A 24,969-nucleotide genomic window follows, 5' to 3' on the forward strand; every position below is an offset into this window, starting at 1 on the left:
GCGGCCGGGCGGCCGACCGTCGTTCAGTTCAGCAGGCTGCCCTGCAGTTCCGCGCGCAGATCGGGGGTGAGCACCGCGCCCGCCCGGTCGACCAGCAACGCCATCTCGTAACCCACCAGGCCGATGTCGCACTCGGGGTGCGCCAGCACGGCCAGCGAGGAACCGTCCGAAATAGACATGATGAAGAGGAAGCCGCGCTCCATCTCCACCACCGTCTGGTTCACACTGCCGCCTTCGAAAATGCGCGAGGCACCGGCCGTCAGCGACGTCAGACCGGACGCCACCGCCGCCAGTTGGTCGGCGCGGTCGCGCGGGAAGCCGTCGGACATCGCGAGGAGGAGTCCGTCGGCGGAGACCACCACCGTGTGCGACACCCCCGGGGTGTTGTCCACGAAATTAGTGATCAACCAGTTCAGGTTCTGCGCCGCCTGGCTCAATGGACTCAACTAACGCTCCTGCTGATAGGTGGGACCAAAGCCGTTGCCGCCGAGGGTCTCACCGGTGCCGCCGGCCTGGCGGCCCCGCTGGATTCCCCGGCGCAGGCTCGTCAGCCTGCCGCGCACGTCGTCAGGCGCGCGAGAGACCTGGGTTCCGCTGGCGTTCGCGGACTGCTGCGCGGTGCCCGCGACGAGGTTGGCGCGCGGCACCCGCCGCGGCAGGCCCGACGTGGTGACGCCGCCCGCCTGCGGGGTGCGCAACTGCTCCGCGCGGCGCCGCAGGTCGTCGTTGGGCGAGGGCCGCCAGGCCGGTGCGGGGGTGGCCGTGGCCGGCTGCGGTGCGGGAGCGGCGGGGGCCGCCGCGGCGTCCTGGTCCGGCTGTGCGGCCGGCGGCGCCTCGGCCTGGGGCTGCCCGGCGCCGGGGGCCGCGGGCGCCGGCCCGCGACCGCGGTTCCCGCGGAACCAGTTCGACTCCATCGACGCGAAGATCGGCGTGGGTTCGTCGCCGCTGGTGGGTACGGGGCCGCCGTCGAGCAGGCCGTCGTCCAGGGGCGACGTGGCCCGCTGCTGCGGGACCGCCGTCGGGTACGAGCCGGTGTCACCGGGGCCGGGCCGCTGGCCGGGCATGGCGTACTCACCGGTGTCGCCAGGGCCGGGCCGCTGGCCGGGCATGGCGTACTCACCGGTGTCGCCAGGGCCGGGCCGCTGGCCGGGCATGGCGTACTCACCGGTGTCGCCAGGGCCGGGCCGCTGGCCGGGCATGGCGTACTCACCGGTGTCGCCAGGGCCGGGCCGCTGGCCGGGCATGGCGTACTCACCGGTGTCGCCAGGGCCGGGCCGCTGGCCCGGCATCGCGTACTCACCGGTGTCACCGGGACCAGGCCGCTGGCCCGGCATCGCGTACTCACCGGTGTCACCGGGACCGGGCCGCTGGCCCGGCATCGCGTACTCACCGGTGTCACCGGGACCGGGCCGCGCCACCGGGTGTGCGCCCGTATCGTGCGGGGCCGCGCCGGGGCGGGCGACGGGGTGGGCGCCGGTGTCCCCCGGGCCGGAGCGGGGCTGCGGGCGGGGCTGCGGGGGCAGCGCCGGGTGCTCGCCGGTGTCCTGCGGAGGGCCGTACGAGGCGGCCTCGCCGGGTACGGGCGGCTGCGGGGAGCGCGGCGGCGGCGCGGAGCCGAACGCCGGGATCCCCCCGCCCGGCGGCGGGCCGGAGACGTCGGGGCGGGCGAACTGCGTGGTGTCGGCGTCGTCGTGCTGCCGCGGTCCGTCGTGCTGGTCGCGGCCGGAGTCGCGGAGCCCGGCGCCGGTGTGCTGGGCGTCGGCCGGCTCGCGGGCGCCGGAGTCAGCGCCCGGCCGGGCGGGCAGCCCGGGACGGGAGGGCGGGGCGCCGAGACCGGCGGCCGAATTGGAGTTCGCATCCGGTGCGGCACCGAAGGCCGAGCCGCCGGGGAAGGCGGAGCCCGGCGAGCGGCCGAGGCCCGAACCGGCGCCGGCGGGTTCGCGTCCGGGCAGCCCGGGCCGCTGGCCGGGGCCGCCGGGTCCGCCCGTACCGCCGGGCCCGCCGGAGGCGCCGGCCTCGCGGCTGGGCAGCGCGGGCCGGCCGGCGCCGGCACCCGCCCCCACCTGGCCGCGCTGCTGCGCGGCACCGAGCCTGCTCATCGCGCCCGCGCGGCCCGCGGCACCGCCGCGCACCGGGGCGCCCTTGCCGGGTCCTTCGGCGCCCGCGCCGGACTTGCCGCCCGCGCCCGCCGGCTGCTTGCCGCCGCCGTTCTGCGTGACGTCGACGGGGAGCATGACCAGCGCGGTGGTGCCGCCGGAGTCGGAGGGGCGCAACTGGATGCGGATGCCGTGGCGCAGGGACAGCCGGCCGACCACGAACAGGCCCATGCGGCGGGAGACGGAGACGTCGACCGTGGGCGGGTTGGCCAGCCGCTCGTTGATCGCCGCGAGGTCCTCGGGCGACAGGCCGATGCCGGTGTCGTGGATCTCGACCAGCACCCGCCCGTCGGGCAGCGCGTGGCCGGTGACCTTGACCTTGGTCTGCGGCGAGGAGAACGACGTGGCGTTCTCCAGCAGCTCGGCGAGCAGGTGGACGAGGTCGTTGACGACGCGGCCGGCGACCTGGGTGGCCGGCACGGCGGACAGTTCGATGCGCTCGTACTGCTCCACCTCGGAGGCGGCGGCGCGCAGCACGTCGACCAGCGGGACCGGGCGGGTCCACCGGCGGCCCGGCTCCTCGCCCGCGAGGACGAGCAGGTTCTCGCCGTTGCGGCGCATGCGGGTCGCGAGGTGGTCGAGCTTGAAGAGGTTCTCGAGCTGGTCCGGGTCGGCCTCGCGGGACTCCAGTTCGGATATAAGAGAGAGCTGGCGCTGGATGAGGCCCTGGCTCCGGCGCGAGAGGTTGGTGAACATCGCGTTCACGTTGCCCCGCAGCAGCGCCTGTTCCGCGGCCAGCCGGACCGCTTCGCGGTGCACGTCGTCGAACGCGGACGCCACCTTGCCGATCTCGTCCCGGCTGTGGACGCCGACGGTCTCGACGGAGGTGTCGACGTCCTGCGGGTCGGCGTCGGAGAGTTGCTTGACCAGCTCGGGCAGCCGCTTCTGGGCGACGGTCTGCGCGGTGTCCTGCAGCCGGCGCAGCGAACGGACCATGGAGCGGGCGACGACGAACGCGCCGGCGAGGGAGATGAGCAGGACGAGGAGGATCAGGACGCCGTTGAAGATCGCGTCCTGCTGGGCGTCGGACCGCAGATCGCGCGCGGCCTGCTCCATCTCCTGGAGCAGGTGCTGCTCGATCTTCTTCATCTCTTCGATCTTGACGCTGTCCAGCTCGTACCAGTGCCGGTAGCTCATGTCGGCGTTCTTGATGCTGTCCGGGTTGTTCACCAGGTTCTTGGCGAACGTGTCGGCCTGCTGCACGGAGGCGTTGCCGCCGTCCAGCGAGCGCATCAGATCCGTCAGGCCGATCCGGCCGGAGTACAGGTGGGCGAAGAGCTTGAGCGAGGAGCTTTCCGCGTCCTGGGCGGAGGCGGCCTCCAGCCGGTCGGCCTCGGCGAACTCGTCGCGCGGCTCCTCGGCGAGGGCGGCGCTGATGATCGCCTGCTGGACGGAGGCGTACTCCTTGGCGGAGGAGAAGGTGGCCAGCGCCCGGGTCTTGGCGATCATGTCCGGGTTGCTGGTGGCCAGGGCCATGTCCTGGGAGAGCGAGACCAGGGAGTCGATCAGCTCGCCGTACGCCTTGACCGTCTGGGCGGCGCCGCCGGTGTCGTCCGAATAGGCCGTCTTGCGAATGCTGTTGATCTTGTTGAGCTTCTCGATGACGCTCGTGAGCGAGTTGTTGACCCCGGCGAGGTCCTCGTCATCGGTGGTGTCGATCTCGTCCGCGGACCGGGTGAAGGCGATCAGGGCCTTGTCGGTCTCGTCGCGGGCGTCGGTGATGTCCGGGTGCTTGGGGTTGCCGTCGACGATGAGGCCGGCCGACTTGTCACGCTCCTGCTGGAGCATGTCGGCGAGCTCCGTGGCCTCCTCGGTCATGTCCGTCAGCAGCTTCATGTTCTCGAGCTGCTGGAGGTTCTGCCAGGAGTCCTCGATGCGGAAAGCTCCCAGCGTGGTCGCGGCGACCACGGGGAGCGCGAGGAGCGAGACAAGTCTGGTGCTGATGCGCCAGTTGCGCAGCAGGATCCGGGAACCCGGCCCCTTCGAGCCCTTGGGCTGCTGCACGCTGGCGAAGTCACCGGCTTCGGGCGCGGGTATTCGGGCGCCGCCGCGGTCGGCGTTCCGGTCCGGCGAGGAGCCCGCGCTCTGGCCGTACCGAAGGGAGGCTGCGCGGTCGGTCTTCCCGCGCACCTCAGGCTCGCCCGGAACGCTGCCGTCAGTCTTCAATCGTCCCTGCACTAGCGTCGCAACCTCTAGGACCGGCTCCGGCGCATGCACCGGAGCGTTGTCTGGTCGTGCGGGAGCTTAGGCCCCCGCCCGCCGTGAACCAACCGGCGCAAGCTCCCCGTGCAGTCCCCCGCGTGGCGCCCCGTTGCGCCCCTGCGTCGACTGCACCCCAGCGACGGTCCGTGGAATTCCAGCACAGTGCCGGGATCTCCAACAAGGCCCGGGGGTAACAGCCCAGCAGTCACTACGCACCGTGCCAGCCACGCTACACGGGGTGGAAGCAACGGGTGGGGATAACGGACATTTTCCTACGAGGTGCATGCCGCAGCCCTGTGTCCCGGGTCGAGCGCATCGATTGGGAAATGTCGCTCCTGTAGGGAGACGACCCGTTTCGACCTATCGGCGGAGCCGACGATATTTGGCATTCGTCACCGTGGAGGTGAGCAAAGTCACAATGCCCTACGGGATGGGTCCCAGCGGCGCGGGGAATAGCAGCGCCTACTCTTCCTTTGACACAACGGAGCATTCCGTAAAGCCGCTCCGTCAGGCACGGTCTTCCCGGCCCAACTGCGGGCCCCAGCACGTAAAGGCACGCCTCACACCATGATCTTCCGCACCATAGCCAACCCGCGGCGCACCACCCTCGCCGACCTCGACGACGCCGCGGACCTGCTGCTTCCCGAGCCGCCCGACTCGGCCCCCCGGATCGCCGCCGCCCCGGCCGCGCAGCCGCCGGAGCGCACCGCGAACCCGCGCCGTACCGTGCTGGCGGACCTCCCGTCCGGAGCCTGACCGGGCGGCGGGGCGGGCGGCGGCGGGGCGATAGCCTGGGCCCGTGCGTATCGCCAGGTTCTCCGTCGACGGCAGTGTCGCGTTCGGTGTGGTCGAAGGCTCCGACGGCTTCGACGGCACCGGCACCCCGCAGGGCGAGGTCACCCTCGACGTGATCAAGGGCCATCCGTTCGCCGAGTTCGAGCGGTCGGGCCGCAAGCTCCCGCTGGACAAGGTGCGGCTGCTGCCCCCCGTGCTCCCCAGCAAGGTCGTCGCGATCGGCCGCAACTACGCCGAGCACGCCGCGGAGCTCGGCAACGAGGTGCCCGAGGTGCCCGTCACCTTCTTCAAGCCGTCCACCTCGGTGATCGGCCCCGGCGACCCCATCGCGTACCCCTCCTTCTCCGCGGACCTGCAGCACGAGGCGGAGCTGGCCGTCGTCATCGGCCGGCTCTGCCGCGAAGTGCCGCTGGAGCGGGCCCAGGACGTGATCCTCGGCTACACCTGCGCGAACGACGTGACCGCACGCGACGTCCAGCGGCGGGAGAAGCAGTGGGCCCGCGCCAAGGGCTTCGACACCTCCTGCCCGCTCGGCCCCTGGGTCGAGACGGAGCTGGCCCCGGCCCGGATCGCCGAGGGCATCGCCATCCAGTGCACCGTCAACGGCGCCCAGCGCCAGCTCGGCCGGACGACGGACATGGTCCGCTCGATCCCCGAGCTGATCGTGCACATCACCGAGGCGATGACGCTGCTGCCCGGCGACGTCATCCTGACCGGAACCCCCGCGGGCGTCGGCCCGCTCCAGGACGGCGACGAGGTCGCCGTCACCATCGAAGGCATCGGCACTCTCGCCAACAAGGTGATCAAGCGTGGCTAGCGCAGCCCCCCCGGTCCCCGTACGGGTCCGCTTCTGTCCCTCGCCCACCGGCAACCCCCACGTGGGCCTGGTGCGCACCGCCCTGTTCAACTGGGCGTACGCCCGTCACACCGGCGGCTCGCTGGTCTTCCGGATCGAGGACACCGACGCGGCCCGCGACTCCGAGGAGTCCTACGAGCAACTGCTCGACTCCTTCCGCTGGCTCGGCATCGACTGGGACGAGGGCCCCGAGGCCGGCGGCCCGCACGCGCCGTACCGGCAGTCGCAGCGCATGGACATCTACGCCGACGTGGCCCGCCGGCTCCAGGACGCCGGGCACGCCTACCGCTGCTACTGCACCGCGGCGGAGCTGGAGGAGCGCCGCGAGGCGGCGCGCGCGGCCGGGCGGCCCTCCGGGTACGACGGGCACTGCCGGGAGCTGACCGCCGGGCAGGTGGCCGCGTACGAGGCCGAGGGCCGGACCTCGATCGTCCGCTTCCGCATGCCGGACGAGACGATCACCTTCACCGACCTGGTGCGCGGCGAGCTGACCTTCGCCCCCGAGCACGTCACGGACTACGGCCTGGTACGCGCCAACGGCGCCCCGCTCTACACCCTGGTCAACCCCGTCGACGACGCGCTGATGGAGATCACGCACGTGCTGCGCGGCGAGGACCTGCTGTCCTCCACCCCGCGGCAGATCGCGCTCTACCGCGCGCTGACCGGCCTCGGCGTCGCCAAGCGGGTGCCGGAGTTCGGCCACCTGCCGTACGTCATGGGCGAGGGCAACAAGAAGCTCTCCAAGCGCGACCCGCAGTCCTCGCTCAACCTCTACCGCGAGCGCGGCTTCCTGCCCGAGGGGCTGATCAACTACCTCTCGCTGCTGGGCTGGTCGCTCTCCGCCGACCGCGACGTCTTCACCCGCGAGGAGCTGGTCGCGGCCTTCGACATCGCCGACGTGGTGCCCAACCCGGCCCGCTTCGACCTGAAGAAGGCCGAGGCCATCAACGCCGACCACATCCGCATGCTGGACGTGAAGGACTTCGCCGAGCGCTGCACGCCCTGGCTGCGCCCGCCGTACGCGCCGTGGCCGGCGGATTCGTTCGACGCGGACGCCTTCGCGGCGGTGGCGCCGCTGGCGCAGACGCGGCTGACAGTGCTGTCCGACATCACCGCCAACGTCGACTTCCTCTTCCTGGACGAGCCGGTGCCGGACGAGAAGTCCTGGGACAAGGCCATGAAGCCGGGCGCGGCCGACCTGCTGCGTACGGCACGCGCGAAGCTGGCGGCGGCCGAGTGGTCGGCGGAGCCGCTGAAGGAGGCGGTGCTCGCCGCGGGCGAGGAGCACGGCCTGAAGCTGGGCAAGGCGCAGGCGCCGGTGCGGGTCGCGGTGACGGGGCGGACGGTGGGGCTGCCGCTGTTCGAGTCCCTGGAGGTGCTGGGCCGCGAGCGCACGCTGGCGCGCGTGGACGCGGCGCTGGCCCGCCTGGAGGGGGCGCAGGGCTAGCGGCGCCCGGCCGGGCCGCGGCCCCGGCGCATCGCCGGGAGTGACGGGCGGCCGGTGCGCCGGGCGGGCCCGGCCCGCCCGGCTGGATCGCCGTCGTCGTGACGGCCGCGTTCACCGCCGTGTACGCCGCCCGGATCCGGCCGGTGGCGGCTCCGCCGCGGCGTACCGGGCCACGGCCCTGGCCCCCGAGGTGACCTCAGCTCGCGCGCTGCTTGCAGCCGCGGGCGTCCGCGCCGGGGTGTGCATCCGGGCCAGGGTGTGCACCGGGCCGGACCAGGTGTGGCTGGCGGCACCCCGCCGAGGCGCTCATGACGCGCGATGGCCCCGCCACAGGCGGGGCCATCGGTGCGGGTGGGGCGGTGCGTGTCAGCGCTGCCAGCTGTGCGGGGCGCGGAAGCCGTGCTGGCGCTCCAGCCGGCGCCAGCGGGCCGCGGAGCCGCCGTGCCCGCCGTGGCGGGGGTGCGCCGGCCGCGGGGCGGCGGCGCGGGCGAGCAGCACCGCGGTGAGCGCGGCGAGCTCCTCCTCGCTGGCCTCGCCCTTCTCGACGCGGACGAGGTTCTCGGTGTGCTGCGTGGTCACGTGTGGGCTCCTGGGCTGTTCTGCGCGGGTCGGCTGCGGGCTGCGGTGAAGCGGCGGGTCACTGCGGCGGGTTGCCGTGCTTGCGCGCCGGCAGGTCCGCGTGCTTCGTCCGCAGCATCGCCAGGGACCGGATGAGGGTCCGGCGGGTGTCCGCGGGGTCGATGACGTCGTCCACGAGGCCGCGTTCGGCCGCGTAGTACGGGTGCATCAGCTCGGCCTTGTACTGCTTGACCATCTCGGCGCGCTTGGCCTCGGGGTCTTCCGCAGCGGCGATGTCGCGCCGGAAGATCACGTTGGCGGCGCCCTCCGCGCCCATGACCGCGATCTCGTTGGTCGGCCAGGCGTAGGTCAGATCGGCGCCGATGGACTGGCTGTCCATGACGATGTACGCGCCGCCGTACGCCTTCCTGACCACCACCGAGATCCGCGGCACGGTGGCGTTGCAGTAGGCGTAGAGCAGCTTCGCGCCGTGCCGGATGATCCCGCCGTGCTCCTGGTCGACGCCGGGCAGGAAGCCCGGGACGTCGAGCAGGGTGACGATCGGGATGTTGAAGGCGTCGCACATCTGCACGAAGCGGGCGCCCTTCTCGCTCGCCTCGATGTCCAGCACGCCCGCCAGCGACTGCGGCTGGTTGGCGACGATGCCGGCGACCTGGCCGTCGAGCCGGGTGAGGGCGCAGATCAGGTTGGTCGCCCACCGCTCGTGGACTTCGAGGTACTCGCCGTCGTCGACGATCTCCTCGATCACCTTGCGCATGTCGTACGGCCTGTTGCCGTCGGCCGGCACCAGGTCCAGCAGCGCGTCGCCGACGCGGTCGGCCGGGTCCTCCGCGGTGACGGCCGGCGGGTTCTCCCGGTTGTTCTGCGGGAGCATCGACAGCAGGTAGCGCACCTCCTCCAGGCACGTCACCTCGTCGTCGTACGCGAAGTGGGAGACCCCCGACGTCTCCGCGTGCACATCCGCGCCGCCCAGGCCGTTCTGGCTGATCTCCTCGCCGGTCACCGCCTTGACCACGTCAGGGCCCGTGATGAACATCTGCGAGGTCTCGCGGACCATGAACACGAAGTCCGTCAGCGCCGGGCTGTACGCCGCGCCGCCCGCGCACGGGCCGAGCATCACGGAGATCTGCGGGATGACGCCGGACGCGCGGGTGTTGCGCTGGAAGATGCCGCCGTACCCGGCGAGCGCCGAGACGCCCTCCTGGATACGGGCGCCCGCGCCGTCGTTCAGCGACACCAGCGGCGCGCCCGCGGCGATCGCCTTGTCCATGATCTTGTGGATCTTGTTCGCGTGCGCCTCGCCGAGCGCGCCGCCGAAGATCCGGAAGTCGTGCGCGTAGACGAAGACCGTCCGCCCGTGCACCGTGCCCCAACCGGTGATCACACCGTCCGTGTACGGCTTCTTGGCCTCCAGGCCGAAGCCGGTGGCGCGGTGCCGGCGCAGCGGCTCCACCTCGTTGAACGACCCCTCGTCCAGGAGCAGGTCGATCCGCTCCCGGGCAGTGAGCTTCCCCTTGGCCTTCTGCGCGGCGGTCGCCCGCTCGCTCGGCCCCGCGTGGGCCTGCTCGCGAATGCGGCGCAGCTCGGCCGCCCGCCCCCGGGCCTCGTTTTCGACGGCTTTCTCGACAGCGCCTGCCGCCGCCGCGTCGGAGGGGGTGTACTCCACTGTGGTCATGAAACGACGGTACGGGTACGAGGGCATCGAACCTTATGTCATTTCCCTACAACGTCGGCCGGGAAATCATGAGCATCCGGCACTATGTGCAGGTGACCGGGCCAGACATCGGCCAAGGACACGTCGATCGGCGCTGTAGGGCTTCGACAACGCAGTTGGACAGTTCGTTAGCGCACAAGAAGGTTTCGCAACAAACTTTCTTGTTAACCTGGCCACATGACCACGACGCCCGAGACCCGCGCGCCCGCCCGTACCGTACTGGACCTGACCGGCGCGCTCGTCCACACCGCGCACGTCCTCAACACCCGCCTGGCCGCCGCGCTGGGCGAGGTCGGCCTGCTCCAGCGCGAGCAGTGCGTGCTGGTGCACGCGCTGGAGGCCGAGCGGACCCAGGGCCAGCTCGCCGAGCTGGCCCGCATGGACAAGACCACGATGGTCGTGACCGTGGACGGCCTGGAGAAGGCCGGGTACGCCGAGCGGCGGCTGTCGAGCACGGACCGCAGGGCCCGCATCATCCACGTCACCGAGGCCGGCGCGCAGATCGCGGCGCGCGGCCAGGAGGTCGTCGACCGGGTGCACCGGGAGGTGCTCGACGCCCTGCCGGCCGCGCAGCGGGACGCGTTCACCGGCTGCCTGGAGAGCCTGGCGGAAGGCCCGCTCGCCCAGCCCGTCCCGTCCGGCCAGCCGGTCCGCCGGGCGCGGCAGGCCCGGCGGTAGCCGGCAAGAAGGTCCGTACAAGAAAACTGAACAACAGATAGTCTCGTACAAAACTATCTGCTACGGTCTCTCCTGTTGCCCACACGCACAGGAGAACCCGCATGAACGCCACCGGCCCACGGCCCGACAGATCCCGCTGGTTCGCACTCGCGATCCTCTGCACCGGCGCGCTGATGATCATCCTCGACGGGAGCATCGTCACCGTCGCACTGCCCGCCATCCAGCAGGACCTGGGGTTCTCGCCCGCCGACCTGACCTGGACCGTCAACGCCTACATGATCGCCTTCGGCGGGCTGCTCCTCCTCGCCGGCCGCCTCGGTGACCTGCTCGGCCGCAAGCGGGTGTTCATCGCCGGCATCGTGCTCTTCACCGTCGCCTCGCTGCTGTGCGCGCTGGCCGCCGAGCCGTGGACGCTGATCGCCGCGCGCTTCCTGCAAGGCGTCGGCGGGGCGCTGGCCTCGGCCGTAGGGCTCGGCATGATCGTCACGCTCTTCACGGACGCGAAGGAGCGGGCGAAGGCCATCGGCGCCTTCGCGTTCACCGGCGCGACCGGCGCCTCACTGGGCCAGGTGCTCGGCGGCGTGCTCACCGACGCGCTGAACTGGCACTGGATCTTCCTCGTCAACCTGCCCATCGGCCTGGCCACCGCCGTACTCGCGCTGCGCTTGCTGCCCGGCGGCGCGGCCGACGGGCGGCTCGGCCTGGCCGCGGGCGCCGATGTCGCCGGGGCGCTGCTGGTCACCTCCGGGCTGATGCTCGGCGTCTACACCATCGTCGAGACCGAGAGCCACGGCTGGACCTCCGGCCGCACCCTCGGCTCCGCCGCGCTCGCCGCCGCCCTGCTCACCGGCTTCGTGCTCCGCCAGGCCCGGGCCGCCACCCCGCTGCTGCCGCTGCGCGTCTTCCGCTCGCGCGCCGTCTCCGGCGCCAACGCTGTCCAACTGCTCGTTATCGCCGGAATGTTCGCCTTCCAGATCGTCGTCGCGCTCTACATGCAGCAGGTGCTGGGCTACGGCGCCGCCGAGACCGGCCTGGCGATGCTGCCGGCCGCGGCCACCATCGGCGTCACCTCGCTGCTCGTCTCCGCCCGGCTGGTGGCGCGGTTCGGCGAGCGGTCGGTGCTGCTGGCCGGGCTGGTGCTCCTCGCGCTCGCCCTGGCGCTGCTGGTCCGCGTCCCGCGGGATCCCGCCGAGGTGAGCTACGTGACCCACCTGCTGCCGACGATGCTGCTGATCGGCGGCGGCGGACTGGTGCTGCCTGCGATGACCGCGCTGGGCATGTCCGGGGCGCGCGAGGACGACGCCGGGGTCGTCTCCGGGCTGTTCAACACCGGTCAGCAGATCGGCGGCGCGCTGGGCGTCGCGGTGCTCACCACGCTGGCGGCGGGGCGCACGGAGTCGCTGGCCGCGGCCGGGGAGGGCCGGGACGCGGCGCTGACGGGCGGCTTCCAACTGGCGTTCGGCATCGGGGCGGCGCTGGTCGCCGCGGCGGCGGTGCTGACGCTGGCGGTGCTCCGGCCGGGTACGCCCGGCGGGCCGCGGCAGCCGGGCGCCGGCGCGGCGGGGGCCCGTGCGGAGAGCGCCCCGGCGGAGGACGCCGGCGCCGGGGGCGCCGGCGCGACGGCCGCCGCTACTCCTCCTGCGGCACCACCCCGGCCCGCAGCAGACCGTAGGCGTACGCGTCGTCAAGCGCCTGCCACGACGCCGCGATGACGTTGTCCGCGACGCCGACGGTGTCCCACTCGCCGCGGCCGTCGCTGGTGGTGATGAGCACGCGCGTCGTCGACTCCGTGCCGTGGGTCCCCTCCAGGATCCGCACCTTGTAGTCGACGAGCTGGAAGCCCGCGAGCTGGGGGTAGATCCGCTCCAGCGCCACTCTGAGGGCCCGGTCCAGCGCGTGGACCGGGCCTTTGCCCTCCGCCGTGACGACGGTCCGCTCGCCCTTGGCCCACAGCTTGACCGTGGCCTCGTTGGCGTGGGTGCCGTCCGGCCGGTCCTCGGCGATGGCCCGCCAGGACTCGGTACGGAAGTAGCGCCGCGCCCGGCCGGACTCGCGCACCTGCAGCTCCTCGCGGAGCAGCAGTTCGAAGGAGGCGTCGGCGGCCTCGTACGTCAGCCCGCGCAGCTCGTTCTCCTTGACCCGCGCCACCACCCGGCTCAGCAGCTCGCGGTCGTCGCCGAGGTCGAGGCCGAGGTCCCGGCCCTTCAGCTCGATGGACGCCCGGCCGGCCATGTCGGAGACCAGCATGCGCAGCCGGTTGCCGACCAGCTCGGGGTCGATGTGCTGGTACAGGTCGGGGTCGACCTTGATGGCGGAGGCGTGCAGGCCGGCCTTGTGGGCGAAGGCCGAGACGCCCACGTACGGCTGGTGGGTGGCGGGCGCGATGTTCACGACCTCGGCGACGGCGTGCGAGATCCGGGTCATCTCCGCCAGCCTGCCCTCGGGCAGCACCCGCATGCCGTACTTCAGCTCCAGCGCGGCCACGACGGGGAAGAGGTTGGCGTTGCCGACGCGCTCGCCGTAGCCGTTGGCGGTGCACTGCACGTGCGTGGCACCGCCGTCGACGGCGGCCAGGGTGTTGGCCACGCCGCAGCCGGAGTCGTCCTGGGCGTGCATGCCCAGCCGCGCGCCGGTGGCCGCCAGCACCTCGGCGACGGTCTCGCGCACCTGGCCGGGGAGCATGCCGCCGTTGGTGTCGCAGAGCACGACGACGTCGGCGCCGGCCTCGTGCGCGGCGGCGACGACCTGCTTGGCGTACGCGGCGTTGGCGCGGTGGCCGTCGAAGAAGTGCTCGCAGTCGACGAAGACCCGGCGGCCGTGCTCGCGCAGGAACGCCACCGTGTCCCGGACCATCGCCAGGTTCTCCTCCAGCGTGGTGCGCAGCGCCAGCTCCACGTGCCGGTCGTGCGCCTTGGCGACCAGCGTGACGACGGGGGCCTTGGACTCCAGCAGCGCGTGCACCTGCGGGTCGTCCTCGACCCGTACGCCCGCCTTGCGGGTGGCCCCGAAGGCGACGAGCTGCGCGTGCCGGAAGTCGATCTCGTCGCGGGCGCGGCGGAAGAACTCCGTGTCCCGGGGCACCGCGCCGGGCCAGCCGCCCTCGATGAAGCCCACGCCGAAGTCGTCGAGGTGCCGGGCGATGGCCAGCTTGTCCGCGACGGTCAGGCTGATGCCCTCGCGCTGCGCGCCGTCGCGCAGCGTGGTGTCGAAGACGTGGAACGCGTCATCGGGGGTCTTCGGGGCTTCCGGCTCTGTGCTCATCGAAGTGCTCCTGTCGGGAGGGTGTGCTCTCCGGTCCCGGAAACGGAAAAGACCCCTCGCGGGTCGCGAGAGGTCTGCGCGCGGGTCTGGGACGCGGTGAGCCAGCACCGCATGCGGATCGCGGTACGGGTCAGCGCGGACCGGCGCGCCTGTTGCCCATAATCATGACGGCAAACGAGGTCACGTCGCGCAGTCTGGCACACGCCCCGCCCTGCCTGGAGTCCCGTCTCACGATACGGGCAATGTGTTCTCTTTCGTACGCGGAGGCCAGGGCGCAATGCGGTCTTGTGTGGATGTCATGCGCGTGCCAATTTGGTCCAGGCCAGTCAGTACGGCACCCCCCACACCCCCACCTGGTTCACACCAAAGGAGAACCACCGCATGAGACCCCAGATGTCCGCGCGTCTGGGCGGCACCGTCGCCGCCCTTCTCCTCCTCGGCACCGCCGCACTCGGCTCCACGGCCGCCGCGGCACCCCCGCCCGCCGACCGCCCCGGCCAGGGGGTGCAGGCCGGCGCGGCGACGATCGCGCTCAACGCCGACGTCACGCGCGCCCTCGGCGCCGACAGCGCCGGTACGTACCTGGACGCCGACACCGGCGAGCTGGTCGTGACGGTCACCGACGAGGCCGCCGCCGCCGAGGCCCGCGCCGCCGGCGCCCGCGCCGAGGTGGTCGAGCACAGCGCCGCGGAACTGCGCTCCGCGATGGGCGCCTTCGAGGACCGGGCGAAGATCACCGGCACCTCCTGGGGTGTCGATCCGGCCACGAACCAGATAGCCGTGCAGGCCGACTCCACGGTCTCCGGCGCCGAGTACGCGAAGCTCGAGCGCGTCGCGCGGAGCCTCGACGGCGCGGCCCGGGTGGAGCGCATACCCGGGGCGTTCCGCAAGGAGGTCCTCGGCGGCGACGCGATCTACGGCGGCGGCTACCGCTGCTCCGCGGCGTTCAACGTGACCAAGAACGGCGCCCGCTACTTCGTCACCGCGGGCCACTGCACCAACGCGGGCTCCTCCTGGTCGGCCACCAGCGGCGGCCCGGCCATCGGCACCCGCGAGGGCACCAGCTTCCCGACCAACGACTACGGCATCGTCCGCTACACCGACGGCTCCTCCCCCGCGGGCACCGTGAACCTCTACAACGGCAGCACCCGGGACATCACCAGCGCCGCCAACGCCGTCGTCGGCCAGGCCATCCAGAAGAGCGGCTCCACCACCCAGGTCACCAGCGGCACCGTGACCGCCGTGAACGTGACCGTCAACTACAGCGACGGCCCGGTCTACAACATGGTCCGCACCACCGCCTGCTCCGCCGGCGGCGACAGCGGCGGCGCCCACTTCTCGGGCTCCGTCGCGTACGGCATCCACTCCGGCAGCTCGGGCTGCAGCGGCACCAGCGGCTCCGCCATCCACCAGCCGGTCACCGAGGCGCTGAGCGCGTACGGCGTGAGCGTCTACTGACGCACGGGCACCAGCACGACGGCACGCGCGGGGCCGCCGCCGGAATCCCGGCGGCGGCCCTCGCCTCAGCCGGCCCGCACCTCAGCCCAGCTCGTGCATCCACCCGTGCGGGTCAGGGGCCTGCCCGGTCTGCACGTCCACCAGCGCCTTGCGCAACTGCGCCGTGATCGGCCCCATCGACCCGTCGGCGACCGTCCACTCCGCGGTGCTCGACTTCGCGTGCCCCACCGGCGTGATGACGGCGGCGGTGCCGCAGGCGAAGGTCTCCGAGATCGTGCCGTCCGCGCAGCCGGCCTGCCACTCCTCCTTGGAGATCCGCACCTCCCCGGTCCGGTAGCCGAGGTCGGCGGCGATGGTCAGCAGCGAGTCGCGGGTGATGCCGGGCAGCAGCGTGCCGGTCAGCTCGGGCGTGACCACCTCCGCGGCCCCTTCCTGCCCGCTGGGCCCACCGCCCCGCACGAAGTACAGGTTCATCCCGCCCATCTCCTCGATCCACCGGCGCTCGACCGCGTCCAGCCAGACCACCTGGTCGCAGCCCTGCTGCACGGCCTGGAGCGTGGCGGCCATCGCGCCCGCGTAGTTGCCCGCGCACTTGGCCTCGCCGGTGCCGCCGGGCGCGGCGCGCACGTACTCCTCGGTGAGCCACACCGACACCGGCTTGATGCCGCCGTGGAAGTACGCGCCGGCGGGCGAGGCCAGCACCATGAACAGGTACTCGTGCGCCGGCGAGTTCACGCCGAGGCCGACCTCGGTGGCGAACATGAACGGGCGCAGGTACAGCGACTCCTCGCCGGTGCCCGGCACCCACGCCTTGTCCTGGTGCACGAGTGCGTCGATGGCCGCCACAAAGGTCTCCACGGGCAGCTCCGGCATCGCCAGCCGGCGCGCGGAGAGCTGGAAGCGGCGCGCGTTGGCGTCCGGCCGGAAGGTGCGCACGCTGCCGTCGGGCTGCCGGTACGCCTTGAGCCCCTCGAAGATGGACTGCCCGTAGTGCAGCGCCATCGTCGCCGGGTCGAGGGTCAGCGGCGCGTACGGCTGGAGCTGGGCGTCGTGCCAGCCCCGGCCTTCGGTCCACTTGATCGTGACCATGTGGTCGGTGAAGTGCTTGCCGAAGCCGGGGTTGGTCAGGATCGCCTCGCGCTCCGCGTCGGACAGCGGGTGCGCGGAAGGCTTGAGCTCGATCGTGGTCATGAGATTCGTGTCCTTCACCGTTCGGTGGGTGGCGGACCGCGTCCCGGGCAAGTTACTAGGACGTCCGAGCATCACCCCGTGCTGCGGCCCCGCTGTCGATTATGACGTGGGCGTGGGCAGCGGCAAGCGTGGCGGTGGTACGCGGCCCGATGGGTCATCGTCGCACCGACGCCCACCGGAGGGCAGGCGTCAGTCGGCCGTGAGGAGAAACCTGACCGGCCGGGCCGGCCGCTGCGAGCGTGTGTGGTCCCGGCGGTCAGCCGGATACTCGGGCGGCGAGCGCGTCGCCGATCTCGTCCGTGGTGCGCACGGCGTCGCCCCGCGCGGCGAGGTCGGCCTCGACGGCTTCCTCGACGCGGGTGGCCTGCGCCGCGTAGCCGAGGTGGCGCAGCAGCAGGGCGACCGACAGGACCGTGGCCGTCGGGTCGGCCTTGCCGGTGCCGGCGATGTCCGGCGCGGAGCCGTGGACCGGCTCGAACATCGACGGGAAGGTGCCGGCCGGGTTGATGTTCCCGGAGGCGGCGAGGCCGATGCCGCCGCTGATGGCGGCGGCGAGGTCGGTGAGGATGTCGCCGAAGAGGTTGTCGGTGACGATCACGTCGAACCGCTCCGGCTGGGTGGCGAGGAAGATCGTCGCGGCGTCCACGTGCAGGTAGTCCGTGGTGACGTCGGGGTACTCGGCGCCGACGCGGTCGAAGATGTTCTTCCACAGGTGGCCGGCGTAGACGAGCACGTTGTTCTTGTGGACGAGGGTCAGCTTCTTCCGCGGGCGGGCCTGGGCCCGCTCGTACGCGTCGCGCACCACGCGCTCCACGCCGTACGCGGTGTTGACGCTGACCTCGGTGGCGACCTCGGCCGGGGTGCCGGTGCGCAGGCTGCCGCCGTTGCCGGTGTACGGGCCCTCCGTACCCTCGCGGACGACGACGAAGTCGATGGCGGGGCGGCCGGCCAGCGGGGTGGCGGTGCCGGGGAAGAGCTTCGACGGGCGCAGGTTCACGTAGTGGTCGAAGGCGAAGCGCAGCTTCAGCAGCAGCCCGCGCTCCAGCACGCCGGACGGCACCGACGGGTCGCCGATGGCGCCGAGCAGGATCGCGTCGCGGTCCGCGAGGGCCGTCAGCTCCGCGTCCGGCAGGGTCTCGCCGGTGGCGTGCCAGCGGCGGGCGCCCAGGTCGTAGCTCTCGGTCTCCAGCTTCACGTCCTGCGGCAGGACGGCGGAGAGCACCTTCAGGCCCTGGGCAACGACCTCGGGGCCGATGCCGTCGCCGGGAATGGACGCGAGACGAATGCTGCGGGACATGAGGGGGAGCCTACGCGGTACGTCTTGCGGGATGACACCGCCGTCCGGGATGTGGACACCGGGAGGCGTTCACCACGCCGACGCCCGTGGTTCTCCGGCGCGTCGGGACCGGCGGGGAATGCTCAGCCGTATGGACACCCCCGGCTTCGGCATCCCCCCACGGCTCGCCCGCGGCATGAGCATGGCCGAGCAGCACGCGTACCTGCGCGCCGGGCACTCCCGGCGCCGCGTCGTCACCGGCGCGGGCGGGCTGGCCGGCGGGCTGCTGCTCGCCGGGTGCGTCGGGGACGGCGGCGGCGCGTCCGGGCGTACGGACGGCTCCTCGACCGCCGTCGCCGCCCCCGCGCCCACCGGCGCACCGGCGGCGTTCGGCCGGCATCTGGCGTTCGGCGCCGACCCGCGCAGCCAGATGCGCATCGGCTGGCAGCTCCCGCTGCCGGTGCGCCGGCCGTACGTGCGCTTCGGCACGGACCGCGGCGACCTCGGCGAGCGCGTCGAAGCGGAGATCCGCCCGCTGAAGACCCCGGCGCTGGGCGGCCTGCCGGCGGTGGAGCAGCACTACGTGCACGCCGCGCTCGACGGCCTTGAGCCCGGCACGGCGTACGTCTACGGCCTGGGCCACGACGAGTTCGACCCCGCCGGGTCGCCGGGAGCGGCTGAGCACCTCGCGGAGTTCCGCACCGCGCCCGCCCGGCCCGAGCGCTTCGTCTTCACCGCCTTCGGCGACCAGGGCACCGGCCGCGCCGCCCGCGCCGTCACCCGCCGCATCGCCGCCCTGCCCGGCGGCCCGCCGGCCTTCCACCTGCACGCCGGCGACATCTGCTACGCCGAGGACTCCGGGCACGGCCTGGAGAGCGACCGCTACGACGCCCGGGTGTGGGACCGCTTCCTGCGGCAGATCGACCCGGTGTCCTCGCGGGTCCCATGGATGCCGGCGATGGGCAACCACGACATGGAGGCGTGGTACTCCCCCGACGGCTACGGCGGCCAGCGCGCCCGCTGGACGCTGCCGGACAGCGGCTTCGACCCGCGCGAGGCGCCGAGTGCGTACTCCTTCGTCTACGGCAACGTCGCCGTCGTCGCGCTGGACGCCAACGACGTGTCGTACGAGATCCCGGCCAACCTCGGCTATACCGGCGGCGCGCAGGCGCGCTGGCTGGGCCGGCACCTCGGCGAGCTGCGGCGGACGCCGGGCGTCGACTTCGTCGTGGTCTTCTTCCACCACTGCGCGTACTCCACCAGCACGCACGCCTCGGACGGCGGGGTACGGGACCACTTCACGCCGCTGTTCGACACGCACCGGGTGGACCTCGTGGTCAACGGCCACAACCACGTCTACGAGCGCACCGACGCCCTGCGCGCCGGGGCCCTGACCCGGCCGCTGCCGATCGGCGGCTCCGTGGACACCGCGCGCCACGGCGCCGTCTACGTGACCGCGGGCGGCGGCGGGCGCACGCTGTACGACTTCAGCGCGCCGGACAGCTACGAGGGCCGGCGCCGCGACCGCGACGTGGTGGAGACGTTCCACTGGACCCGCGAGGGCGGGAAGGCGCGCGAGGGGGTCGAGTGGTCGCGGGTGCGCTACACGGGTTATTCGTTCCTGGCGGTGGAGTCCGTGCCGGGCGCCTCGCCCGTGCTGCGGGCGACCGCGTACGCCGAGGACGGCACCCGGATCGACCGCTTCGAGCTGGTACGGGACCGCTGAACGGGCCGGCCGCCGCCGGGCGGGCTCAGTGGCCGGTCGCGCCGCCGTTGTCGCGGCGGTCGAACGCCCGCTGCAGCGCGGCGGCGGCGTTCTTCCGGGCGAGGGCGGAGTCGCGGGTCTGCTCGGTGCCGGTGGTGCGGGCGACACGGCGGGCGCGGCGGACCGTGGGGGTGGCAGCCATGGGGCAGCTCCTGAAGGGGCGCTGGAGTGACGTGGGGACGCCGCTGGGGCGGGAGCGGCGCCGCAGGGGTGACCTGCGCCAAGGCGCCATGCCTCGACCACCGTCGCCGTTCGGCGAGTTCGGCTCTCTACAAAAGTAGGACGTCAAAGCGTTCTTGTCCCGTCATATACTCGGGCTTCCTACTATCTGAGACGGCACCCCCGCCGACCTGCGGTGATCGCTACGAATCCAGGGTGCTGAGAAGCGTGCCGAGCTGGGTGAGCGACGTGATGCGGCGCACCTGCGCGGGGGCGCTGCCGGCCGCACCCGGGCTCGCGGGGGCGCCCGCGCCGGCGCGGTCCAGCCAGATCCCCGTCAGCCCGGCCGCGTCGGCGCCCGCCGCGTCGGTGTCCGGCCGGTCGCCGACGTAGGCGACGCGCTCCGGCGGCAGCCCGAGGGCGGCGCAGGCGGCGTGGAAGGCGGCGGGGGCGGGCTTGGCGACGCCGAGTTCCTCGGAGCACACCAGCGCCTCGAAGCGGTCGTGCACGCCGATGGCGCGGAGCTTGTCCTCCTGGTGCGGGGCGCTGTTGTTGGACAGCAGGCCGTGCCGGCGGCCCGGGGTGAGGCCGTCGAGCGCCGGCACGACGTCGGGGAAGACCCGCCAGTGCCGCCGGTACGCGGCCAGGTAGCCGGCCATCCAGACGTCGGCCTCGGCGTCGGTCAGCGGCCGGCCCGCGAACACCCGGGCCCGCTCGCGGCGCTGGCCCGTAAAGGTGAACTCGCCGGCGAGATAGCGCTCCACGTACGCCTCGGACACCGCGTGCCAGTGCGCCGTGGCGGCCTCCGGCGAGGCGTACCGGCCGAGCAGCCCGCGGTCGGTCAGGTACTCCAGCGCGGCGCGCCGCTCGGCACCCGAGTGATCGAAGATCGTGTCGTCGATGTCCCAGACCACGGCGAGTATCCGCATGTCACGACGGTAACCCGGGACCTGTCCCGGCGGCGCGGGCCGGGGCGCCGCACACAGGGGGCCGCCCCCGGCCGACGGGGGAGGCGGCCAGGGGCGGCGTCAGCGGGGACCGCGCGGGGCGGTCCTGGGCGTCAGCCCATGTGGGGGTAGCGGTAGTCCGTCGGGGCGTCCATCGTCTCCTTGACGGCGCGCGGCGAGGACCAGCGCAGCAGGTTGAACTTCGAGCCCGCCTTGTCGTTGGTGCCGGAGGCGCGGGCGCCGCCGAAGGGCTGCTGGCCGACGATCGAGCCGGTGGGCCGGTCGTTGACGTAGAAGTTGCCGGCCGCGAAGCGCAGCCGCCGGGTCGCGTCCGCGATGACCGCGCGGTCCTGTGCGAGGATCGCGCCGGTCAGGGCGTACGCGGCGACGGACTCCATCTGGTCCAGCATCGTGTCGTAGGCGTCGTCCTCGTACACGTGGACGGCGATGATCGGGCCGAAGTACTCCTCGGTGAAGACCTCGTTCTCCGGGTCCGAGCAGACGACGACGGTCGGGCGGACGAAGTAGCCGACGGAGTCGTCGTACGTGCCGCCCGCGACGATCTCGCACGCGGGGTCGGCCTTGGCCCGCTCGATGGCGGCCTTGTTCTTGGCGAACGCCCGGTCGTCGATGACGGCCCCGATGAAGTTCGACAGGTCCGTGACGTCGCCCATCGCCAGGCCCTCGGCCTCGGTGACCAGCGCGTCCTTCAGGCCGCCGTCCCACAGCGAGCGCGGCACGTACGCGCGGGAGGCCGCCGAGCACTTCTGGCCCTGGTACTCGAAGGCGCCGCGGGTGATGGCGGTCTTCAGCTTCGCCGGGTCGGCGGTCGGGTGGGCGACGATGAAGTCCTTGCCGCCGGTCTCGCCGACGATCCGCGGGTACGCCTTGTAGCCCGGCAGGTTCCTGCCGACCTCGCCCCACAGGTGCTGGAACGTGCGGGTGGAGCCGGTGAAGTGGATGCCGGCCAGGTCCGGGTGCGGCAGCGCGACCTCGGAGACGTCCTTGCCGTCGCCGGTGACGAGGTTGATGACGCCGGGCGGCAGCCCGGCCTCCTCCAGCAGCCGCATGAGCAGCACGGCGGAGTGCGTCTGGGTCGGCGACGGCTTCCAGACCACGACGTTGCCCATGAGGGCGGGCGCGGTCGGCAGGTTGCCGGCGATCGCGGTGAAGTTGAACGGCGTGATCGCGTAGACGAAGCCCTCCAGCGGGCGGTGGTCGAGCCGGTTCCACACGCCGTGCGGCTGGATCGGCGGCTGCTCGTCCATGATCTGGCGGGCGAAGTGGACGTTGAAGCGCCAGAAGTCGACCAGCTCGCAGGGTGCGTCGATCTCCGCCTGCTGGGCGGTCTTCGACTGGCCGAGCATGGTGGACGCGGCGATCGTCTCGCGCCACGGCCCCGCGAGCAGGTCGGCGGCCTTGAGCAGGATCGCGGCGCGGTCGTCGAAGGACAGCGCGCGCCAGCCGGGGGCGGCGGCCAGGGCGGCGTCGATGGCGTCCTGCGCGTCGGCGCGGGTGGCGGCGCCGTACGTGCCGAGGACGGCCTTGTGGTTGTGCGGCTGCACGACGTCGACGCGCGCGCCGCCGCCCATGCGGCGTACGCCGCCGATGGTCATCGGCAGCTCCACGGGGCTCCCGGCCAGCTCCTTGAGCTTGGCCTCCAGCCGCGCACGCTCCGGTGTGCCGGGGGCGTAGGTGTGCACCGGCTCGTTGTACGGGGCGGGGACCTGGGTCACAGCGTCCATGGTGCGGTTCTCCTTCGAGGTGCGGAGTCTTTCGGAGGGCTCGCGGGGTCTCGCGGGGGTCGTCAGCGGCGGCCGGCCAGGGCGCGCAGGAAGAAGGCCGTGTTCGCCGGGCGCTCGGCGAGCCGGCGCATGAAGTAGCCGTACCAGTCGGTGCCGTAGGGGGTGTAGACGCGCATGCGGTGCCCCTCGGCCACCAGCCGCTGCTGCTCCTGGGGGCGGATCCCGTAGAGCATCTGGAACTCGTATTCGCCGGGCTTGCGGCCGTGGCGGCGGGCCAGCTCCCGGGTGATGGCGATCATCCGGGGGTCGTGCGTGCCGATCATGGGGTAGCCGCGCCCGGTCATCAGAAGCTTCAGGCAGCGCACATAGGCCCGGTCCACCTCCATTTTATCCTGGAAGGCCACGACGGCAGGCTCCTTGTACGCGCCCTTCACCAGCCGTACCCGCGAGCCCTCGCCGGCCAGGTCGCGGCAGTCCTCCTCGGTGCGGAAGAGGTACGCCTGCAGCACGGCGCCGGTCTGCGGGAAGCGCTCGCGCAGGGCGCGCAGGACGGCGAGGGTGGAGTCGACCGTGGTGTGGTCCTCCATGTCGAGGGTGACCGTGGTACCGGCCGCGGCGGCGGCCTCGACCACCGGAGTGACGTGGGCGAGCGCGAGGTCGTGGCCGCCGGGCAGCGCCTGGCCGAAGGCGGAGAGCTTCACCGACATCTCGGCGCGGGTGCCAAGCCCCTCGTCTTCGAGCGCTTCGGCCAGCCGGAGGTACGCGTCCCGGGCGCGCAGCGCCTCGCGGGGGTCGGTGACGTCCTCGCCGAGGTGGTCGAGGGTGACCTCCAGGCCGCGGGCGGCCAGGTCGCGGACGGCGGCGACGGCGTCGGCGAGGTCCTCGCCGGCGACGAAGCGCGCGACGACCTGGCGGCTGACCGGCGCGGCCGAGACGACGCGACGGATTCGGTCGCTGCGCGCGGCGGCGAGAAGCACGGGACCCAGCACGGGGCACCTCCACGGTCGGAGCGCAGGTATCACCTCCGTGAAATCTAAGGATCGCTCCGATCGTGGGCCATCGACACCTGTCACGCATCAGGCACCGCGCCCTCATACAGATGTATGAGAGGCTGCGGTCATGCGCGGCGACTACCAGCAGTTGGTGGACGAGGTCTCGGCGGTGCTCGGCGCCCCCGCCACCCTGGAGGACCGGGACTTCGGGCTGATCGCCTTCGGCGTCCACGACACCGGCGACGGCTCGTCGGGCGGCGTCTCCTCGCTCATGGACCCGGTACGGACGAAGTCCATCCTGCACCGGCGCTCCACGGCGGCGGTGCGGGCGTGGTTCGAGGCGTACGGGATCGCCCGCGCGACCGGGCCGATGCGGATCCCGCCGGATCCCTCCGCGGGGGTGCTCACCGGGCGGATCTGCCTGCCGGCGCGGCACGGCGGCGTGGTGCAGGGGTACGTCTGGCTGCTCGACGACGGGCACCTGGCGGACGTCGAGCTGGGCGGGCCCGGCCGGGCGCCGGACCCGCGGATCGCGCAGGCCATGCGGACGGCGGCGCGGATCGGGGCGCTGCTGGCGGCGGAGACCAGGGCGGGGGCGGCGGCCGGCGCGCTGCTGCGCGACGTGCTGGCCGGGCCCGCGGCGGGGCGGGACGCGGCGCTGGCGGAGCTGCGGGACGCGCTGCCGGGCGGTGCGGCGGGGCCGGTGGCGGCGGTGGCGGTGCTGCCGTGGCGGCCGGCGGACCCGGCGGCGCCGGGTCCGGGGCTGCCGCGGACGGCGGCGACGACGGTGGTACGGGTGCGGGGTTCCGCGGGCGCCGCGGGTGGCGGGGCCGGCGGGGCCGGCGACGCGGCGCGTACCGGCGCGGCGGCGGAGGCCCGCGGCCGGGCCGCGCCGGTACGGGCGCTGGCGGCGCTGGTGCTGCTGCCGTCCGCGGGGGTGCTGGAGCCGGCGGTGACGGCCGCGGAACGGCTGCTGCACGCCGCGGCCGGCCGGGCGCCGGGCGCGCACGCGCCCGCGGCGGGCCGGGACGCGGAGCCGGCGGAGGTACGGCGCGGGGCGCCGGGCGGGGCCCGTACCCGCACCGGCGAGACCCCCGCCGAGGCCGCTGCTCCCGCCGCGAGTGCCGTGACTGCCGCGGGTACTGCGAGTGCCGCACCGGACGCCGTCGCCGGGGTCGGCGACGGGCGGGCCGGCCTCGCCGGGCTGCCCGGCGCCTGGCGCGAGGCGCTGGCCGCCGCCCGCGCGGCGTGGGCCGCACCGCACCTTGGGCCGGTGGCCAGATGGCCGGACATCGGCCCGTACCGGCTGCTCACCGGCCTGCCCGGCGGTGTCGACCCGGTCGTCGGCCGGCTGCTGGAGCCGGCGCACGCCGAACTGGCCCGTACCGCCGAGGTCTACCTCGACCACGCCGGCCAGGCCGCCCGCACCGCCGCCGCGCTGGGCATCCACCGGCAGACGCTGTACTACCGGCTGTCCCGGGTCGAGGAGCTGACCGGCCTGGACCTCGCCGCGGGCGAGGACCGCCTGCTGCTCCACATGGCCCTGAAGGCCGCCCGCCTGTGAGGGCGGACCGCGCCCGGGGCGCGGACGCCGGTCGCGTACGGGACACCGGCCCCCGGCCGAGGCGGAAGCGGCGGCACCGCCCACGGAGGTGGCCGCCGACCGCTCCCTCCCCCGCCCGCCGTTCGCCGATACGCGCCCGGCCCGCCGCCGGGCGGGCCGGGCGCTCCCCCGGTACCGCCGCCGG

The 24,969-nt window shown here is 73.4% G+C and carries 19 protein-coding genes; 8 read left to right on the forward strand and 11 right to left on the reverse strand.

Going from position 1 to position 24,969, the window contains the following annotated elements:
* Positions 1 to 23: 23 nt before the first annotated feature.
* Both B124_RS03790 and B124_RS03795 read right to left on the reverse strand, forming a co-directional pair.
* Positions 24 to 446, reverse strand: a complete 423-nt coding sequence (locus B124_RS03790; protein WP_047018298.1) for a roadblock/LC7 domain-containing protein — start codon at positions 444 to 446, stop codon at positions 24 to 26.
* Positions 447 to 4,286 (reverse strand): sensor histidine kinase, encoded by a 3,840-nt coding sequence (locus B124_RS03795; protein ID WP_496501169.1) that lies wholly within the window; start codon positions 4,284 to 4,286, stop codon positions 447 to 449.
* Positions 4,287 to 4,925: 639 nt separating this feature from the next.
* On the opposite strand from B124_RS03795, the gene B124_RS03800 reads away from it, so the two are divergent.
* The 3 genes from B124_RS03800 to gltX are packed head-to-tail and all read left to right on the forward strand — an operon-like array spanning position 4,926 to position 7,456.
* On the forward strand, positions 4,926 to 5,114 hold the full coding sequence (locus tag B124_RS03800; RefSeq protein ID WP_496501170.1) for a hypothetical protein: 189 nt from the start codon (positions 4,926 to 4,928) through the stop codon (positions 5,112 to 5,114).
* Between the two features lie 43 nt (positions 5,115 to 5,157).
* Positions 5,158 to 5,970, forward strand: coding sequence for a fumarylacetoacetate hydrolase family protein (locus B124_RS03805; RefSeq protein ID WP_496501171.1), 813 nt, complete (start codon positions 5,158 to 5,160; stop codon positions 5,968 to 5,970).
* Positions 5,963 to 7,456, forward strand: coding sequence for a glutamate--tRNA ligase (gltX, locus tag B124_RS03810; protein ID WP_496501172.1), 1,494 nt, complete (start codon positions 5,963 to 5,965; stop codon positions 7,454 to 7,456). Before B124_RS03805 ends, gltX begins: the two co-directional genes overlap by 8 nt.
* Positions 7,457 to 7,822: 366 nt before the next feature.
* On the opposite strand, the gene B124_RS03815 is transcribed toward gltX, so the two are convergent.
* Positions 7,823 to 8,035 carry an acyl-CoA carboxylase epsilon subunit gene (locus B124_RS03815; protein WP_496501173.1) on the reverse strand — a complete coding sequence of 71 codons (213 nt, stop codon included), beginning with the start codon at positions 8,033 to 8,035 and terminating at the stop codon, positions 7,823 to 7,825.
* Positions 8,036 to 8,093: 58 nt separating this feature from the next.
* A complete protein-coding gene (locus B124_RS03820) occupies positions 8,094 to 9,710 on the reverse strand; it encodes an acyl-CoA carboxylase subunit beta (protein ID WP_496501174.1) in 1,617 nt (538 codons plus the stop codon).
* Positions 9,711 to 9,926: 216 nt separating this feature from the next.
* On the opposite strand from B124_RS03820, the gene B124_RS03825 reads away from it, so the two are divergent.
* Positions 9,927 to 10,427: a MarR family winged helix-turn-helix transcriptional regulator gene (locus B124_RS03825; RefSeq protein WP_496501175.1), complete on the forward strand. Its 501-nt coding sequence runs from the start codon at positions 9,927 to 9,929 to the stop codon at positions 10,425 to 10,427.
* A 101-nt stretch (positions 10,428 to 10,528) separates the two neighbouring features.
* Positions 10,529 to 12,139, forward strand: a complete 1,611-nt coding sequence (locus tag B124_RS03830; protein ID WP_496501176.1) for an MFS transporter — start codon at positions 10,529 to 10,531, stop codon at positions 12,137 to 12,139.
* Here the strand turns inward: B124_RS03830 and cimA are convergent.
* On the reverse strand, positions 12,057 to 13,688 hold the full coding sequence (cimA, locus tag B124_RS03835) for a citramalate synthase (protein ID WP_496501177.1): 1,632 nt from the start codon (positions 13,686 to 13,688) through the stop codon (positions 12,057 to 12,059). The two genes, B124_RS03830 and cimA, sit on opposite strands and share 83 nt — an antisense overlap.
* 381 nt (positions 13,689 to 14,069) lie before the next feature.
* Here cimA and B124_RS03840 point away from each other — a divergent pair, with 381 nt between their 5' ends.
* Entirely contained in the window at positions 14,070 to 15,146 is a 1,077-nt protein-coding gene (locus B124_RS03840) for a S1 family peptidase (RefSeq protein ID WP_496501178.1), read from the forward strand.
* A gap of 81 nt (positions 15,147 to 15,227) precedes the next feature.
* Here the strand turns inward: B124_RS03840 and B124_RS03845 are convergent, their stop codons facing one another.
* Both B124_RS03845 and B124_RS03850 read right to left on the reverse strand, forming a co-directional pair.
* Positions 15,228 to 16,337 carry a branched-chain amino acid aminotransferase gene (locus B124_RS03845; protein WP_496501179.1) on the reverse strand — a complete coding sequence of 370 codons (1,110 nt, stop codon included), beginning with the start codon at positions 16,335 to 16,337 and terminating at the stop codon, positions 15,228 to 15,230.
* Between the two features lie 256 nt (positions 16,338 to 16,593).
* A complete protein-coding gene (locus B124_RS03850) occupies positions 16,594 to 17,634 on the reverse strand; it encodes a 3-isopropylmalate dehydrogenase (protein ID WP_496501180.1) in 1,041 nt (346 codons plus the stop codon).
* A 130-nt stretch (positions 17,635 to 17,764) separates the two neighbouring features.
* On the opposite strand from B124_RS03850, the gene B124_RS03855 reads away from it, so the two are divergent.
* Positions 17,765 to 19,339: a purple acid phosphatase family protein gene (locus tag B124_RS03855; protein ID WP_496501181.1), complete on the forward strand. Its 1,575-nt coding sequence runs from the start codon at positions 17,765 to 17,767 to the stop codon at positions 19,337 to 19,339.
* 25 nt (positions 19,340 to 19,364) lie between these two features.
* Here the strand turns inward: B124_RS03855 and B124_RS03860 are convergent, their stop codons facing one another.
* The 4 genes from B124_RS03860 to B124_RS03875 form a co-directional block, all read right to left on the reverse strand.
* Positions 19,365 to 19,520 carry a hypothetical protein gene (locus tag B124_RS03860; protein WP_496501182.1) on the reverse strand — a complete coding sequence of 52 codons (156 nt, stop codon included), beginning with the start codon at positions 19,518 to 19,520 and terminating at the stop codon, positions 19,365 to 19,367.
* Between the two features lie 220 nt (positions 19,521 to 19,740).
* On the reverse strand, positions 19,741 to 20,466 hold the full coding sequence (locus B124_RS03865; RefSeq protein WP_496501183.1) for an HAD family hydrolase: 726 nt from the start codon (positions 20,464 to 20,466) through the stop codon (positions 19,741 to 19,743).
* A gap of 131 nt (positions 20,467 to 20,597) precedes the next feature.
* The gene (gene pruA, locus B124_RS03870) at positions 20,598 to 22,229 is read right to left on the reverse strand and encodes an L-glutamate gamma-semialdehyde dehydrogenase (RefSeq protein ID WP_496501184.1); all 1,632 of its coding nucleotides are present in this window, start codon (positions 22,227 to 22,229) and stop codon (positions 20,598 to 20,600) included.
* Between the two features lie 62 nt (positions 22,230 to 22,291).
* On the reverse strand, positions 22,292 to 23,218 hold the full coding sequence (locus B124_RS03875; RefSeq protein ID WP_496501185.1) for a proline dehydrogenase family protein: 927 nt from the start codon (positions 23,216 to 23,218) through the stop codon (positions 22,292 to 22,294).
* 130 nt (positions 23,219 to 23,348) lie between these two features.
* Here B124_RS03875 and B124_RS03880 point away from each other — a divergent pair, with 130 nt between their 5' ends.
* Positions 23,349 to 24,785, forward strand: a complete 1,437-nt coding sequence (locus B124_RS03880; protein WP_496501186.1) for a helix-turn-helix domain-containing protein — start codon at positions 23,349 to 23,351, stop codon at positions 24,783 to 24,785.
* Positions 24,786 to 24,969: the final 184 nt, after the last annotated feature.

This window comes from Streptomyces sp. CNP082, assembly GCF_059570535.1.